We start from the raw sequence: 16,638 nt of genomic DNA on the forward strand, positions 1-16,638 counted from the left end.
TCAAGGGGGATTAGGAAGTGAAACGATGGATAATCCTGCTGTTGATCACCTTTATGCTAGTTGTTAATAGTGGTTGTTCGAACCATATCGAACTAAACAAATTGGGGATTATCAGCGCAATTGCCTTTGATTTAGATGAAAATAATCAATGGGTATTGACCTTTCAAATTATCATACCGAAGTCAACTCAGAGTAAGTCCGGCGGAGGCAGCTCCCAATCTCCGGTTACTGTCTTTTCATCGAAGGGGAAGACCATACAGGAGGCCATTCAAAAGAGTGATTTAGAGGCTCCTCGTCACCTCTTTTTCTCCCATACTCGGGTCATTATTATCAGCCAACGTGTTGCTAAATATGGTGTCAATCAAATATTAGACGCGTACTTGAGAAGTTACGAATCAAGGGAAAATACGAATGTTCTCCTTTCGGATGGAGACGCAAAGAATGTTCTTGAGATCCTTACTCCATTAGAATCCATTCCCGGAAACGCGATTTCCAATTTGGTAAGTGAACAAGCAGACCGATTAACCAACTTAGTCCCATCTAAAATGCACGAACTCATGACCACAATGACAAATCCTACCGCTAGCTCTACAGTGCCGGAAATCAAAATCACAGGTCAGCGAGAGGGACAAAATTCTTTAGACGCACTCAAAGAAACGCGTAAATCCACCGTATTGAAATTGGATAGAGTCGGGGTATTTAAGGAAGATAAATTTGCAGGATGGTTAAGCCGGAATGAAAGCATCGGAATCCCTTGGATAACGAATCAGATAAAGAAAATGACTATCGTTTTTTCTTGTGAAGGAGAGACCCTCAGCGAACAGCTATCCTCCTTTTTGGTTGAAAAATCCCACACCAACTTAAAACCGAAAATTACGGACGGTAACTTGTTCATGTCCATAGAAATTGAAGTCAAAGGAAATCTGAATGAAACGGCATGTAATCTGAAACTGAAAGAGCCTAAAACCTTACATAAACTCGAGACATATATTCAGGAACAAATAAAAAATGATGTGGAAGACTCCTTCCAAGCCGTGAAAAAGATGAAAGCGGACATATTGGGCTTCGGTGACAAATTCCACCAGTCTTATCCACAAGACTGGAAAGTCCTGAGTAAGAACTGGGAGAAAGAATTCGCTGATATCAACTTAGACGTTAAAGTTCACGTAACGATCCGACGAACTGGAATGATTAATGACTCCTTTTCCAAGTTATCCGAAAAAATAGAATGAGAAAGGAGGCTTCGTATGGAGCGGATCAGCAAATATCAGTTAGGTGCGATGATTATCTTATTTCAAATTGGAAGCACGCCATTATTTGAATTAGGAATCAAAACTGGTCAAGACGCCTGGTTGGTGGTAGTAATTAGCATGCTGCTAGGATTACTGCTGCTTTTTCTTTTTTTGGCGATCCAAAGCAGGGAACCTGAAAAAAATTTAAGTCAGATATTGATTACTTATTTCGGTTCATTTGTGGGAAAGACCGTCTTATTCCTCTATGCCCTAATGTTTGCTTACGAAGCTATGCGAAATGTACGGGACTTTGGTGATCTTACGCTCTTGACTATTCTTCCTAAGGGTCCTATTTCAATCATTATGCTGATTATGGTGACTTTATCGATTTATGCGATATACAAGGGAATAGAAGTTTTCTTCCGTTTAGCCGAATATATTGTAGTGGGTGTGCTGACCTTTTATTTAATTTTACTTATTATGCACTTTGTATCGGGTGTTGTTCATTTTAATTATCTACTACCGATGATGGAAAAAGGCATCCAACCTATATTAAAAGAAAGTATAGCTGAATCCGTCTGGTTTCCATTTGGTCAAATGGTGATTTTTCTCGTGTTCTGGAGTTATTTAACCGAGAAGAAAGAGATGACAAAAACGACGATTCGATCCTTTTTTGTATCCGGGCTTGTTATCACTCTCTGCAACATAATGAATCTGATCGTTCTAGGTCCGCAATTAGTTAACATAAGTACTGTACCTTTATTACAGTCGGTACAACTGATTCAGATCGCAGAAGTATTTGAGCGTTTTGATGCTCTGGTTATCTTACTTTTTTACGCAGGGATATTAATCAAATCGACATTATGGTTTTTGGCATCCGTACTTGGGTTATCTCAAATGTTTCATACGGACTATCGAAGGTTTGCGCTTCCTGTCGGGGGGCTTATTTATATAACAGCTCTTCTGCCGACAAGTTGGCAGTCGCATTTAGAGATTGGGAGAATCGTGGCAAATCAATTTATGGTCAACAAGATTTTCATTGGAATCATACCGTCCATTCTTTTTCTCGTTATGTTAATGAAAGGCCGAGGAAACAAACCACAATAGATCATTATAAAAAACATTGACAACTTAAATATAGGGAACATATAATTAAGAAAACGGTTACGTAAACGTTTTTATGAGAAATGAGGGCAATTATTATGCGTTCGGGTATTAAACAGGTAGCCGAACATGCTGGTGTTTCAATAGCATCTGTGTCTCATGTTATTAATAACACCCGCTATGTATCGGATGAAGTTAAGCGCAAGGTTCACCAAGCGATGGAAGAGCTTGATTACCGTCCCAATTCAGCAGCCAGAAGTTTGCGCAGCCAGAAATCTAACACGATCGGACTTATTGTGCCGGTTCTTCCCTCGGATACCTCTAATTTCTTCTTTATGATGGTAGCGCAGGGGATTCAGTATACATTGAAGCAGCACGGCTATCATTTACTGCTGAGCAACAATACAACGGAACAAATTGAAGATGAACAAGAACAGATTAAATTGTTTAATTCCAAGCTGATTGACGGTTTGTTCATTGCTTCTATTGCTGAAGATGTCAGTTATTTAACCGATATCGTACGTTCGAATTATCCCGTCGTGTTTATCGACCGTAAACCTACCGGTTATAATGGGGATAGTGTACTGGCTGACGGCATCGGAGGCGCTTATGAGGCAGTCCAAACCCTTATTATAAAAGGCCACCGTCGAATAGGGATGCTAACCGGGGAACTTGGTATTACAACGAGCAATGAGCGCTATGAGGGATATAAAAAAGCATTAGCAGATCACGACATTCCATTTGATTCTTCTATTGTGAGGATAGCGGAGTCCAACCTTGAGAGCGGTTACGAGAGTATGAAAGATCTGCTTGCGGAGCAGGAAATAACTGCGCTGTTCATTGCTAATAATGTGTTAACAATGGGCGCCATGAAATACATGCAAGAAAGACGGATTCAAATCCCGGCCGAACTGGCCATTATTGGCTTTGACGATTACGATTGGACTCAGATTACTACCCCGCCGTTGTCGGTTATCCGGCAGCCTTCTTATGAGATTGGTGTGAAGTCGGCAGAGATCATGTTAGAGCGGATTGAGAACCCAGGTTCGATTGGCAAAGAATACAGACTGCCAACTGCGTTAATCCTGCGAGGCTCTTGTTAAAAGCTGATCCGGCTTTTTTTTGACTATTAGAAAAACGTTTACGTAAACGATTTCCCGATAAAAAGAAAGGGGTTGCACCATTTAAAATGAGCACATTCAAAGAACCTCTCAAACAGATCAAAGCCAACTACGAGCTGTATCTTCTCATTTTGCCAACTGTGATTTATTTCATTATTTTTAAATATTGGCCGATGTACGGGGTCCAAATCGCATTTAAGGATTTCATCGCTTCCAAGGGATTCTGGGGAAGTCCCTGGGTAGGATTGACGCATTTTCAACGGTTCTTCGATTCTTTTAACTTCTGGACGGTCATTAAGAATACGTTAGGACTTAGTCTTTTCTCGTTAGTGGTTTCATTCCCAGTACCGATTCTTATTGCACTGATGCTTAATCAGCTGCTCCACGAAAGGTATAAACGTTTTATCCAAACGGTCATTTATGCTCCTTATTTCATCTCTACCGTAGTGCTTGTTGGTATGATGTATGTTTTCTTATCGCCTGGAAGCGGGCTCATCAATCACATTATTCAACTGTTTGGCGTTGAGCCAATCTACTTTTTATCTAAGGCAGAATGGTTTAAAAGCCTGTATGTCTTCTCTGGCGTCTGGCAAGAAACAGGATTTGCCTCGGTTATCTATTTAGCAGCATTAGCCGGTATCGATCCGCATCTTCATGAAGCGGCGGTCGTGGACGGAGCAACGAAATGGCACCGGATTTGGCATATTGATATCCCGGGGATTCAGCCGACAATTCTCATTTTGTTCATATTGGCGATCGGGAATCTCATGAATGTTGGATTTGAAAAAGCGTTTCTCATGCAAAATGATCTAAACGCCAGTTCATCTGAGATTATCGCTACCTATGTGTACAAAATTGGTCTGCAGCGAGCGGAATACAGCTTCTCCGCAGCAGTTGGTTTGTTCAATTCCTTGATCAATTTCGTCCTTCTGGTCTCCGTTAACCGTTTTGTCAAAAAAATAAACGGCAGTGGGCTATTTTAAAAGAGAGGAGGCATTCACCTTATGATTACAGCAAAAAGCACTGCTGATAAATGGTTCGACGCTTTAAACATTCTAGTATTGAGTGGCTTTGCGCTGCTCATATTGTATCCGCTATATTTCGTAGTTATAGCTTCTGTCAGTGAGCCCGATCATATTTATGCCGGCCAAGTGTGGATTTGGCCCAAAGGTTTTACGCTTGAAGGTTACAGCAGAATTTTATCGGATCCACAGATCTGGACTGGATATGGAAATTCTATTATCTATGCAGCCGCAAGCGCGCTGATCAGTGTTGCACTAACGATAGGAGCCGCATATCCGCTTTCTCGTAAGGATTTTTATGGGCGCAATGTGTTTATGCTGTTTTTTGTATTTACGATGTTTTTCTCTGGCGGCTTAATTCCTACCTATTTGTTGGTCAAAAAGCTGGGTATGGTGGATACGATTTGGTCAGTCATTTTGCCATCAGCCGTGGATGCATTCGGAATTATTATTGCCCGGACGTTCTTCCAATCCACCATACCGGATGAACTTAGGGAAGCGGCATTCATGGATGGCTGCAAGAATACACGATTTCTTTGGAGTATAGTTATTCCTTTATCCAAACCGATCATTGCTGTGCTAGTGCTGTTTGCGGTTGTTCGGCAGTGGAACGGATTCTTTGATGCATTAATTTATTTGGAAAATGAAAAACTGTATCCTCTTCAGCTAGTTTTGCGTAATATTCTGGTCCAAAGCCAGCCAATCGGCGACATGGTGTCGGATATTGACTCACTTTTAGCTAAACAAAGGGTTTCGGAACTAATTAAATATGGGGTTATTCTCATTGCAGCAGGACCATTGCTCATTTTATACCCTTTCTTGCAGCGCTACTTCGTTAAAGGTGTTCTAATTGGATCTGTAAAAGGTTAGAGATGCGAAGGCAAGCATTAGAGGAGGTGGTGGCGGTCTTGCGGTGATATTAAAAGAGTGCATCTAAGGATCAGTCATAAATCTTAACGGTTACATATAAAGAGGAGGGTATCGAGAATGAAGAAAAAATTAACGACAATAACGATGGTGACGATGAGTTTGAGTCTGGTGCTGGCAGCATGCAGTGACAAAACGCCTGAGGTAAAAGATACGGTAGCCCCGCAAAACAGCGAGAAAGTGGCAGCCAAGAACTTTAACGAAAGCGGTTACCCGATCGTAAAAGATAAAGTAACAGTGAAAATGGTATCGCCGAAAGCGCCACTTGCACCGAATTACGGAGAGATGGAGATCTTCAAACGCCTGGAAGAACAGACCAACGTGCATGTGGAATGGGATAATGTGCCGGAAGCGAACTACAACGATAAGAAGAACATTCTGCTTGCCAGCTCTAACTTACCAGATGTCTTCTATGGCGCTCGATTCACAGATAACGATTTGATGAAATACAGCAAAGACGGCACGATTATTCCTCTGAATGACCTTATCGATAAGTATATGCCTAACGTGAAGAAACTGTTTGAAAAAAGACCGGAGCTGAAAGCATTCGTTACTGCCCCCGACGGGAAAATTTACTCCCTTCCTGTGGCGGAAGAGTTGGGCAAAGGGCAAGCTGGCATCGGTTCGAATCCGGATTTTCTCTTCTTGAACAAAGCATGGCTGGATAAGCTGAGTTTGAAGATGCCTGTGAGCATTGAAGAGCTGCACGATGTGCTTAGCGCTTTTAAAACGAAAGACCCTAATGGTAACGGTAAAGCCGATGAAGTGCCGATGTCTTTTATGAATACCTTCTGGACTGGCGATATCGGTTATTTATTCGGAGCTTTCGGAGTTCCTGACAAAACGTATCAGCCTGGCGATAACTCGTTTATTGAACACTTGAATGTGAAAGACGGCAAAGTGAATTATGCGGCAACCGATCCCAAATACAAAGAAGCAGTCTCCTATTTTCACAAATGGGTTGAAGAGGGCCTCATTGATAAAGATTCCTTTACTTTCAACAACAATCCGGCTCCTTACTTTGCAAAAGGAAAAACGAAGGATGTTACGCTAGGCTCCTACCTCTGGTGGGAAGAGACGGAAATTGTCGGACCGGACCGCGCCAAGGATTATGCGCTCGTACCGCCTTTCAAGGGCATGGTCGTGAAATATAATAATGGCTCTCCTTGGAGTCGTGGAGGTCCTGTCATCACGAAAGTGAACAAAAATCCTGAAATCACAGCAAGATGGCTAGATCTGCAATATGAGCCGAAGATGGCTGCGCAGCTTCATTGGGGACCGATTGGCGTTGCATTCGATGAAAAAGACGGCAAACTTGTACAGAAACCACTTGATGCAGGGGTAGCCGCAGGCGAATTCCGTCAAAAGGTTGCGCCGAACATGACGGGTGTTATCTTGGCAGAGGATTTCCAAAACCTCGTCGCTCCCGAGCCTCGCGCATTGGAAAGAATGAATCGCATCAAGGATACCTTCGTTCCTCAGATGGAAAAAGAGAATTACCCGAGTATTTTCTTTACGCCGGAGGAGCTGGATAAAATCAGTAAAATTAAACCTGATCTTGCCAAGCTGACCAATGAAAAACGCTCCAAATGGTTGATGGAAGGCGGCGTAGAGAAGGAATGGGATTCTTACTTAACGACGCTAAAGAAAATGGGATTAGATGATTTGTTGAAAATCTATCAAGACGCATTGGACCGCTACAACAAAGCGTCCAAGTAATGAGAAATCAGGAGGTATCCAACCATGGAACCTATTGCCTATTGGTCCTTCGATGAGGGGCAGGGGTGTATAGCGCATGAACGAAGTACGAGTAGTAAGGATCAAATTCATTATGCGCTTGCCAAAGGCCGGTTTCAGCCTCCGCAAGATCCGGTTTGGCGGAAAGGCATTCGCGGGTATGCCCTGTTATTTGATGGTTATTCAACATGGCTGCAGCGCTCAGTAGACCAAAGTCCAAGGTTGTCGAAATCGTTGACGATTACCACTTGGATAGCTCCACGCAGCTATGACTTCGGAGATGAGCAGCGCCTAGCAGCGATCGTGAATCAACATGACAGAGAACGCTGCGAGGGTTATGTATTTGGATTATCCCGTCATGGGTCTTGGTCACTCCAGCTTGCGTTAGGCGAAGAGTGGGTGGAGGTCTGGTGCTATGATCACCCGATCCCTAAGGGAGCGTGGTCATTTGTCTCTGCTACGTACGAAGCTTTAACAGGTCTTATGAAGCTATATTTAAATGGTTGTAAGGTTGCCGAAAAGCAGCTTTCAAAGAAGGATATCGGGATTACTGCAAGTACGGAAGATTTGTTGATAGGACGAAATAATAAGGGGATTATCTTAGCAGAAGCCTTTACTATGAATATGTTCGACGGATTGATGGATGAGCTTCGTCTCTATGATCTTGCGATGTCTGAGGAGGATATCGCAAGATCATACCGGGCTTATTTAAGCGAACACGGCGGGGTTGTACCAGCTATTCCTTACGAACATCTGGCCATTCATAGAGCTAACTTTGCCCAGGATCGGCATCGTCCGCAGTACCATTTGACTTCACCGGGTCATTGGATGAATGAACCGCATGCGCCTATTTATTTCAATGGGCTCTATCACTTGTTCTACCAGTTCAATCCGAATGGCCCTTTCTGGCATTATATCCATTGGGGACATTGGGTGAGCGAGGATTTGGTTCATTGGCGAGATCTTCCGGTTGCTTTAGCGCCAGAGCCCGGTATTGATCCGGACGGGATCTGGTCAGGCAGTGCGGCGTATGATGAAAATGGATATCCGGCCTTATTTTATACAGCAGGGAATTACGCTTGTTCTCCAAATCAATCGGTAGGTCTGGCTTATACGACTTATCCGCAGGATGGGGATCTAGATTTGAAAAAATGGGTGAAACATTCTGAGCCAATTGTTGTTCAGAAGCCCGGAATGGGATACTTTGGTGAATTCCGGGATCCCTTTGTTTGGAAAGAAAATGATACATGGATTATGCTCGTCGGTACGGGAATTGAGGGGAAAGGCGGTACCGCGATGGTCTACCGCTCAGAGAACTTAACCGATTGGGAGTTAGAAGGTCCCCTGTATGTAAGCAATTACGAGCAATACCCCTACCTTGGGGTTGTATGGGAGCTTCCTGTACTGCTGCCGTTAAAGCGTGGTGGCCAGGAAACAGGTAAACATATTTTGCTAATAAGCCCATGGGGGCCAGAAGCTAAAGTAGAAGTGAATTATTGGATGGGAGAGTGGGATAGCAGCCGTTTCCGCTTTATCCCGGATCATGAAGAACCAAGGCTCATTGATGTAGGTGATTTCCATTTCACTGGCCCAAGCGGCATGGTTGATCCTGTAACAGGAAGATCGCTGCTGTTTACGATTGCTCAAGGTGAGCGAACACCAGAAATCGATTACGATTGTGGTTGGTCGCACGGTGCCGGCATGCCGATCAGTTTGACTGTGCGGGAGGATGGGCAGCTCGGGATTGAACCTATCGAGGAGATGCGTCAACTCCGGGGCGCGCAGCTTCTGAACTTACAAAATGTTAGGTTAGATGTAGCTAATGAGTGCTTGCAGCACATACGGAATGATTCATTTGAGATCGAGCTAACCTTTGGTCCAGGAGCCGTGCACCAATATGGAATTTCGGTCAGACGAACACCGGATGGGGAAGAGGAGACGGTTCTATTCTATGATCAGGATCGCGAGCGGCTTGGCGTGGATCGTAATAAATCAACGTTAGATGTGCGTGAACGAACGACAGGCATTCAAGAGGGTTTGCTTGAACTCCATGGAGAACCACTGAATTTGCGGGTGTTTGTTGATCGTTCATTGATCGAGGCTTACGCTAACGGGCAAAAATGCTTAACGACACGCGCCTACCCATCTAGGTTGGACGCGCTAGGTTTACTTTTGCATGGGGAGCGAGACATTCAAATCATATCCATGCAAATGTGGGAGATCAAACCGGCATTTCAAGTGTCGGTGTAGAAAAAAGGAAGAGCATATCGGGAGGTAGAGAGAGCGATGTATGATATCGTTGCATTAGGTGAGGTGTTAATCGACTTCACACCAGCTGGGCAGTCAGATTTAGGATATGTTTTATTTGAACGCAATCCAGGAGGCGCGCCAGCCAATGTGCTGGCTGCATTAGCCAAGTGGGGCAAACGGACTGGCTTCATCAGTAAAGTAGGAGCTGACAATCACGGACAGTTTCTAGTGGATACGCTAGAAAATTGCGGTATTCATACGCAGGGCGTAGTAATGAGCAAGGAAGCAAATACGACGCTGGCTTTTGTTCAATTAGATGCAAGTGGCGACCGCTCCTTTAGCTTTTATCGTAAACCAGGAGCTGATACCCTGCTAGCAGAAGATGAAGTACGCTTGGATTTAATCGCGGATTCAAAGTTGTTTCACTTTGGTTCGTTGTCTATGACGAATGAACCCTCAGCTTCCGCGACAAAGAAAGCACTCCTTTTCGCTAAGGAAAATGGCTGCAAGATATCGTTTGACCCTAATTTGCGAATTCCGCTTTGGGACGATTTGGAACACGCCAAACGTATGATGGAGTTTGGGTTGGCTTATGCTGACTTCGTGAAATTATCCGAAGAAGAGCTCGTATTCCTAACGGGTGTTACGGATCTTGAAGAGGGATCACGCATGCTATATGAGACCTTTGGTACTTCGGTCATCTTAATAACACTAGCAGAAAAAGGAGCTTTCTACCGCTTGGGTCAAAGAACGGGAATCGTTCGTGGATATGCAGTAGATGCCATAGATGCTACAGGTGCGGGCGACGCGTTTTTTGGCGGTTTTCTTCACGGATGGCTGGATGCAAATCATGACGTTCACACCATGAGCGAATCTGACATTCAGGGCTTGATCAGCTTCGCCAATGCAGCAGGTGCCTTAACCACGACCCGAAGAGGTGCCATTCCGGCGATTCCAAGTCTAGACGAGATACGAAAGGTGACTAAGATTCATGATAACAGCTAACAATCAAACACAATTCCGACCGCAGCTTCATTTCTCACCGAAAGATCAGTGGATGAATGATCCGAATGGGATGGTGTTTTATGAGGGGGAGTATCATCTTTTCTATCAATACCACCCCGAAAGTACAGTTTGGGGACCTATGCATTGGGGTCACGCTGTCAGTCAGGATCTGGTTCATTGGGAGCATCTTCCTATCGCGCTTGCTCCTGATGAACATGGCGCTATTTTTTCAGGAAGCGCAGTGGTAGATAAGCATGATACGAGCGGATTTTTTGCCGGAAAATCGGGTCTTGTCGCTATTTTCACGCATCATGATACGATACCAGGGACGGATCAAATTAGGCAAAGACAGAGTCTTGCGTTCAGTATGGATCGCGGGCGCACATGGACAAAATATGCAAATAACCCTGTACTTACGGAGGAAGCTCTTCCTGATTTCCGTGATCCCAAAGTATTTTGGTACGTACCTGGGCAAAGCTGGGTAATGGTCATTGCTGCGGGTGACTACGTTCGATTCTACAAATCACCGAATTTGAAAGAATGGACATATACGGGTCAATTTGGATTAGGGCAAGGCTCGCATGACGGCGTTTGGGAGTGTCCGGATTTATTCGAGTTGCCTGTCGACAATGACGTCAACAACACGAGATGGGTGCTTATTGTTAGTATTGGAGAAGATGTTAACTTCCCTGAAGGATCCCGTACGCAGTATTTTATTGGGGCTTTTAATGGGGTCACTTTTGTTCCTGAGGAATGTCCTGCTCCTCTACTTTGGCTGGATCACGGGAGAGACAACTACGCAGGCGTAACATGGTCAGATGTGCCTGAACAGCAGGGAAGGCGTCTGTTTATCGGGTGGATGAACAATTGGAAATATGCCAACATCATTCCAACTGCCAATTGGAGAGGGGCGATGACGCTTCCTAGAGAGCTAACACTTGCGACAGAATCAGAGGGAGTCCGACTCCATCAGAAGCCGATCCGCGAGCTGGAGGCTAAGAGGCGGAATAAAGTAAATCGGGCAGCATTCGAGCTGAGCAATTCCGAAATAACAATAACTGACGGCGATTTATTTGAAATTATTGCTGAATTTGAAATTGGCGATGCCTTAGATTTTGGCTTGAAGCTAAGGTCCTCCGAGACAGAAGAAACGGTTGTAAGCTATGGCGTTCAGGAGCAATTGCTGTATATGGATCGAAGTCGATCTGGAGTTACCGATTTTCATGAACATTTTGCGTGCAAGCACAGTGTTGTATTGAAACCGGAGAATGGCATTATTAAAATGCATATTTTCGTAGACCGATCGTCCATTGAAGTTTTTGCAAATGATGGGAAGTGTGTCGTGACAGATCAAATTTTCCCATTATCAACACTAGCAGAAATAAAATTGTACGCGAAAGACGGTACTGTTAGAGTGAAATCGTTAACGATTTACACACTTAATTCCATATTGCTTGATTAGTATTTTTTATGAGAAGAAAGTGCTGCGGATAAGATTGCAAGAACCCCCTTACGGATGAAAGGGGGTTTTGTTTACGAAGTACTTCGATAGTAGTTTTTCTCAATCAGAGTCTTAGAAAACTTAGCATCGTCCTTTATTATTTTTTAACTGGCAGTTAAAATTGAAGGTAAATGATTATAGGGGATAGTCTATTATGAAAAGTATTAAAGTAGTATCGTTTATATTAATTGCCGTTGCTTGGGTTACACTTACCGCATGCTCTTCAAGTAAAATAACGGTACCTTCAGAAACATCTGAAGAAACGTTTGCACCTTTAGTAACAGAAAAAGCAGTACCGGCAAAAAAAGAGCAAGAAGTAGTGGTAGGATTTACTTTACAAAATTTAAGTAATCCATTCTTCGTCGCGATGTCCAAAGGTGCTACTGCAGGTGCTATGCTGCATGGTGCTGATGTAATCATAGTAAGTGCAGAAGGTGATTTGGCTAAGCAAACAGCTCAAATCGAGGATTTTATTACAAAAAAAGTAAGTGTAATTCTTCTAAATGCTGTAGATTCCAAAGGTATAGCGGGTGCTGTTAGCCAAGCTAGAGCTGCGGGTATCCCCGTCATTGCAGTTGACGTAGGTGCAGATGGAGGTGTGAACACGGTTGTAAGCTCAGATAACTTTCTTGCTGGAAAATTAGCTGGGGAATATATTGTTAAGCGTTTAAATGGAAAAGGAAATGTTGTTGTCATTGATGGTCCTCCTGTATCTGCTGTAACAGATCGTATCAATGGATTTGAAGAAGCAATTAAAGCGACTCCAGGAATTAGGGTAGTTGCTAAACAGAATGGGTTTGGCAACCGTGAAACATCGGTTACATTGATGGAAACCATTTTACAAGTCAAAGGAAAAGGAAAGATTGACGTTGTATTTGCAACGAATGATCCTTCTGGAGTTGGTGCTAAAATTGCTGTTGAACAAGCAGGTCGCGACAAAGAAATGTTTATTGTTGGTGTAGATGGAGCGCCAGATGCCGTTAGTGCGCTTAAAGAAAAGAAAAGCTTCGTTGCAACCTCAGCACAGTATCCGTTTGAAATGATTAAATTGGCAATGGATGAAGGCTTTAAAGTTCTAAAAGGTGAAAAGGTAGAATCGTTAATTAAAATTCCTGTTGACTTGATTACTCAAGATAATGTGGAAACCTACAAAGGTTGGTAATATTCTTTATCAAATTCGAAAGCATAGTGGTGAAATGTATGTATAAGATTATCATTGCGGATGATGAAGATAACGTTAGGGAAGGAATACGAGATAGTTTAAACTGGAATGAGTTGGGATTTGAGGTGGTTGGCGACTTTGAAAATGGTCGTGAGGTGCTCCAGGCCCTAGAACAGATTCAACCTGATGTGGTTTTAACGGATATTAACATGCCGTTGATGGATGGTTTAGAAGTGTCACGCTATCTCTATGAACATTATCCGCAGACAAAAATAATTATTCTTACGGGTTACGATGAATTTGAATATGCTCAGCAAGCATTGAAGCTGAAGGTGCATGATTATATCTTAAAGCCGAATACAGCAGATGAATTATGTCAAATCCTCTCCAAAGTAAAGGCGGATCTTGATGATGAGAATCGTAAAGTGGAGGATTTAAGCAAGCTTAAGCAGCAGCTAAGAGAGAGTTTGCCTCTCGTTAGAGAGCGGTTCTTGAATCAGTTGGTTACAGGAGAACTACGTGAAAGCAAGCTTGAGGATAAGCTTGCCTATTTGGATATTGATTTACCGGGAAGCCATTATTTAGTCGCAGTGATTGATGTAGATGATCATGGGGAACTGCAAAGATTTTATCCCGAAAGCGAGAGTGAACTGCTTTATTTTGCAGTGTGTAACATTAGTGGAGAAATTATTACAAGAAAAAAGAACGGACTCGTGTTCCAAAACAATAATGAAAAAACAATTGTGATCCTTTATGACGAGAATGTGGAAATACTCCGTGAAGAAGCAGCTCTAATTTTCGAAGAGATCAACCTATCGGTACGAGATTATCTGAAGTTTACAGTGTCTATTGGTGTGGGAGATATTTGCTCTTCTCTAAATAAAATTCATCATTCTCATAAAAGGGCTTCATTTGCTCTTGATTATCGCTTTTTTCTTGGAAAGAATCGGATCATACATTTTGGCGATATGGAAGGGGGAATGAGTGAGAGAACTCCTTACGATAAACATTGGGAAAGGAAGCTCTATACTACCTTAAAGTCAGGAACTCAGCAAGAGATAGAATTGATCATTGAGAAAATTATTGAAAATCTTAAGGAATCCTATCTGCCAATGGATCGTTGTTATATTCACATACAGCAAATAATCGTCTCGATTTTGGATGTTTTGGATGAGCTTGAGATTCGGGAAACACTTCATAGCACATCTTCCAATCCATTGACCGAAATTTACGGGTTAAAAACACTTGATGAAGTTGAAGATTGGCTGAAAAATTATTGTTTGCAAACCACAGGTTCCATCCTCGAAACAAGAAACAACTTTTGTAAGATGCAAGCTTTAAAGGCTGAAGAATATATAAAGGAAAATTATGCGGATGCGAAAATTTCCATGGATATGGTTTGTAAGTATCTGGTTCTAAGCACAAGTTACTTTAGTCTTATTTTTAAAAACCATACTGGAGAAACATTCATAAGTTATCTTACTCGGATTCGTGTAGAAAAGGCGAAAGAATTACTTAAATGTACGGATTTGAAGACTTATGAAATCGCAAATCGTATAGGCTATGTTGACCCCCATTATTTCAATTTAATTTTCAAAAAAGCGACGGGTATGACCCCGACTGTGTATCGCAGAATGGTGTAAAGGGGCGTAAAAATGGTAAGAAATCGAATCAAGCACTTTTTTCATTTCAAAAGTATCCAGTCAACCATTGCTGTCGCTTTTTCATGCTTAATTGTGGTCACAATTACGGTGATTGCATGGATGTCTTATCACCTTTCCACAGATGCAGTGAAAAAAAATTCACGGGATTATACCTATCAGCTTATGGGACAAGTAAGCTCGAATATAGATAGTTACATCAATTATATGGACAATATTTCGCGAATGGTTCTTTCCAATTATGATATTAAAGAGTACCTTTTGAAGCAAGTATATCTTGGTGCAATTGGTAAGGAAGACTTGAAACAGAAAATATCCTTCCAATTGAATACTGTGTTGAATACAAGAAAGGATATTTCGTCGATTCTTATATTTGGTACAAATGGGGAGATTATCCCTTACAATGAAAATATTAAACTAAATCCACAAGTAAATCCAACGGTGCAAAGCTGGTATATGAAGGCAATTGAAGCGAAGGGGAAAGTCGTTATTTCTTCTTCACATGTACAAAATATGATTCTTAACGACTATAATTCAGTGATATCCTTAAGTCGTGAACTGAGTAGTGATGTCGGGAATGAAAAGCTTGGCGTTCTGCTTGTAGACTTGAACTATAGTGTCATCAACGATATTTGCAATAAGATTAAACTTGGAAATAGGGGATATGTTTTCATTGTGGACGCAAATGGAAACATTGTTTATCACCCTGAGCAGCAAATGATTAACAACAATCAGAAAATTGAATTGATCTCTGAAGTTATGCGTACTCCTGGCAGCAGCTTTGTGACTTCAGAAGGTAAAAATAGCCGGATGTACACGATTAAAACATCGCAAAGCACCGGATGGAAAATTGTCGGAGTCACTTATGTGGACGAATTAGTCTCCAATAAGAATGAGTTGCAAATGTATACTTTTTTTGGAGGTATAGGATTTCTTATCATCGTAGTTTTGCTCTCTATTATTCTATCCTTACGTATTTCAAGGCCCATTAAACAACTTGAAAGTTCGATGAAAGAGGTAGAGAAGGGGAATTTCGACATTCAGGTTGATATTCAAAGCTCCAATGAAATCGGGCACTTAAGTAATCGATTTAATCGAATGACGACAGAGATCAAGGAACTGATGCTGCAAAATGTGAAGGAACAGGAGTTAAAAAGAAAGAGCGAGTTGCAGGTATTACAAGCTCAAATTAATCCTCATTTTCTGTATAATACGTTGGATTCAATTATATGGATGGCAGAGACTGGAAAGTCGAAAGAGGTTATCCTTATGACAGCTTCCTTAGCAAAGTTATTCCGTTTAAGTATTAGTAAAGGACAAGAATTCCTTTCTATTTTTAACGAAATCGAGCATATTAAGAACTATTTGACGATCCAGAAAATGCGGTACAAATCTAAATTGGATTTTGAAATCAATGTGGATAAGAGTATTCTTTCCTGTAAGCTGATCAAGATTATTTTACAGCCTCTAGTAGAAAATGCCATTTATCACGGAATAAGAAATAATGCGGGGAAAGGTAATATTCAAATAACTGGCATACGTAAGGGGGATCGTATTCTTCTTCAGGTCATCGATAATGGAATTGGAATGTCTCCCGAGGAGATCCAAAACATTTACCATAAAGATCGTACGTCTGCGAAAGGTAGTGGTATCGGCGTGCAAAATGTGGATCAAAGAATCAAGCTCCATTTTGGCGATCTGTATGGGCTGCATTTCGAGAGTGAATTTGGGAAAGGAACTACCGTCAATATTTGGCTGCCAGTCATAGAATAGAAGTAAATATATAGCCCTAGCCTGATTCTTCATAACAGGCCAGGGCTTTTTTGTTCAGTAGAAAAATTTCAACACTTGCAAGAGAATTCTCTATTATTTTTAGTTTTTATCGAATGTATGATGAAGACGAGGAAAAAACAAAT

12 protein-coding genes are annotated in these 16,638 nt (G+C 42.1%); all 12 read left to right on the forward strand.

The features are described from left to right. The first annotated feature begins 17 nt into the window (after window positions 1-17). A complete protein-coding gene (locus ACSQ8P_RS11505) occupies window positions 18-1,232 on the forward strand; it encodes a Ger(x)C family spore germination protein (protein ID WP_436235291.1) in 1,215 nt (404 codons plus the stop codon). Window positions 1,233-1,247: 15 nt separating this feature from the next. Next, window positions 1,248-2,339: a GerAB/ArcD/ProY family transporter gene (locus ACSQ8P_RS11510; RefSeq protein WP_436235292.1), complete on the forward strand. Its 1,092-nt coding sequence runs from the start codon at window positions 1,248-1,250 to the stop codon at window positions 2,337-2,339. An 80-nt stretch (window positions 2,340-2,419) separates the two neighbouring features. Next, the gene (locus ACSQ8P_RS11515) at window positions 2,420-3,439 is read left to right on the forward strand and encodes a LacI family DNA-binding transcriptional regulator (protein WP_436235293.1); all 1,020 of its coding nucleotides are present in this window, start codon (window positions 2,420-2,422) and stop codon (window positions 3,437-3,439) included. Between the two features lie 86 nt (window positions 3,440-3,525). Next, window positions 3,526-4,440 (forward strand): ABC transporter permease, encoded by a 915-nt coding sequence (locus tag ACSQ8P_RS11520; protein WP_436235294.1) that lies wholly within the window; start codon window positions 3,526-3,528, stop codon window positions 4,438-4,440. Between the two features lie 12 nt (window positions 4,441-4,452). Next, window positions 4,453-5,349, forward strand: a complete 897-nt coding sequence (locus ACSQ8P_RS11525) for a carbohydrate ABC transporter permease (protein WP_436239507.1) — start codon at window positions 4,453-4,455, stop codon at window positions 5,347-5,349. Between the two features lie 117 nt (window positions 5,350-5,466). Beyond that, window positions 5,467-7,125, forward strand: a complete 1,659-nt coding sequence (locus ACSQ8P_RS11530) for an extracellular solute-binding protein (protein ID WP_436235295.1) — start codon at window positions 5,467-5,469, stop codon at window positions 7,123-7,125. A gap of 24 nt (window positions 7,126-7,149) precedes the next feature. After that, on the forward strand, window positions 7,150-9,393 hold the full coding sequence (locus ACSQ8P_RS11535; RefSeq protein WP_436235296.1) for a GH32 C-terminal domain-containing protein: 2,244 nt from the start codon (window positions 7,150-7,152) through the stop codon (window positions 9,391-9,393). Window positions 9,394-9,429: 36 nt separating this feature from the next. Further along, window positions 9,430-10,398 (forward strand): carbohydrate kinase family protein, encoded by a 969-nt coding sequence (locus ACSQ8P_RS11540; protein WP_436235297.1) that lies wholly within the window; start codon window positions 9,430-9,432, stop codon window positions 10,396-10,398. After that, window positions 10,385-11,860: a glycoside hydrolase family 32 protein gene (locus ACSQ8P_RS11545; protein WP_436235298.1), complete on the forward strand. Its 1,476-nt coding sequence runs from the start codon at window positions 10,385-10,387 to the stop codon at window positions 11,858-11,860. The genes ACSQ8P_RS11540 and ACSQ8P_RS11545 overlap by 14 nt, the downstream gene beginning before the upstream one ends. A 193-nt stretch (window positions 11,861-12,053) precedes the next feature. After that, window positions 12,054-13,061, forward strand: a complete 1,008-nt coding sequence (locus ACSQ8P_RS11550; RefSeq protein WP_436235299.1) for a substrate-binding domain-containing protein — start codon at window positions 12,054-12,056, stop codon at window positions 13,059-13,061. Between the two features lie 38 nt (window positions 13,062-13,099). Then, a complete protein-coding gene (locus tag ACSQ8P_RS11555) occupies window positions 13,100-14,704 on the forward strand; it encodes a response regulator (RefSeq protein ID WP_436235300.1) in 1,605 nt (534 codons plus the stop codon). A gap of 12 nt (window positions 14,705-14,716) precedes the next feature. Further along, window positions 14,717-16,495 carry a sensor histidine kinase gene (locus tag ACSQ8P_RS11560; protein WP_436235301.1) on the forward strand — a complete coding sequence of 593 codons (1,779 nt, stop codon included), beginning with the start codon at window positions 14,717-14,719 and terminating at the stop codon, window positions 16,493-16,495. Window positions 16,496-16,638 lie beyond the last annotated feature (143 nt).

Origin of the sequence: Paenibacillus sp. LjRoot153 (assembly GCF_964253085.1) — a bacterium.
Taxonomy (GTDB): Bacteria; Bacillota; Bacilli; order Paenibacillales; family NBRC-103111; genus Paenibacillus_E.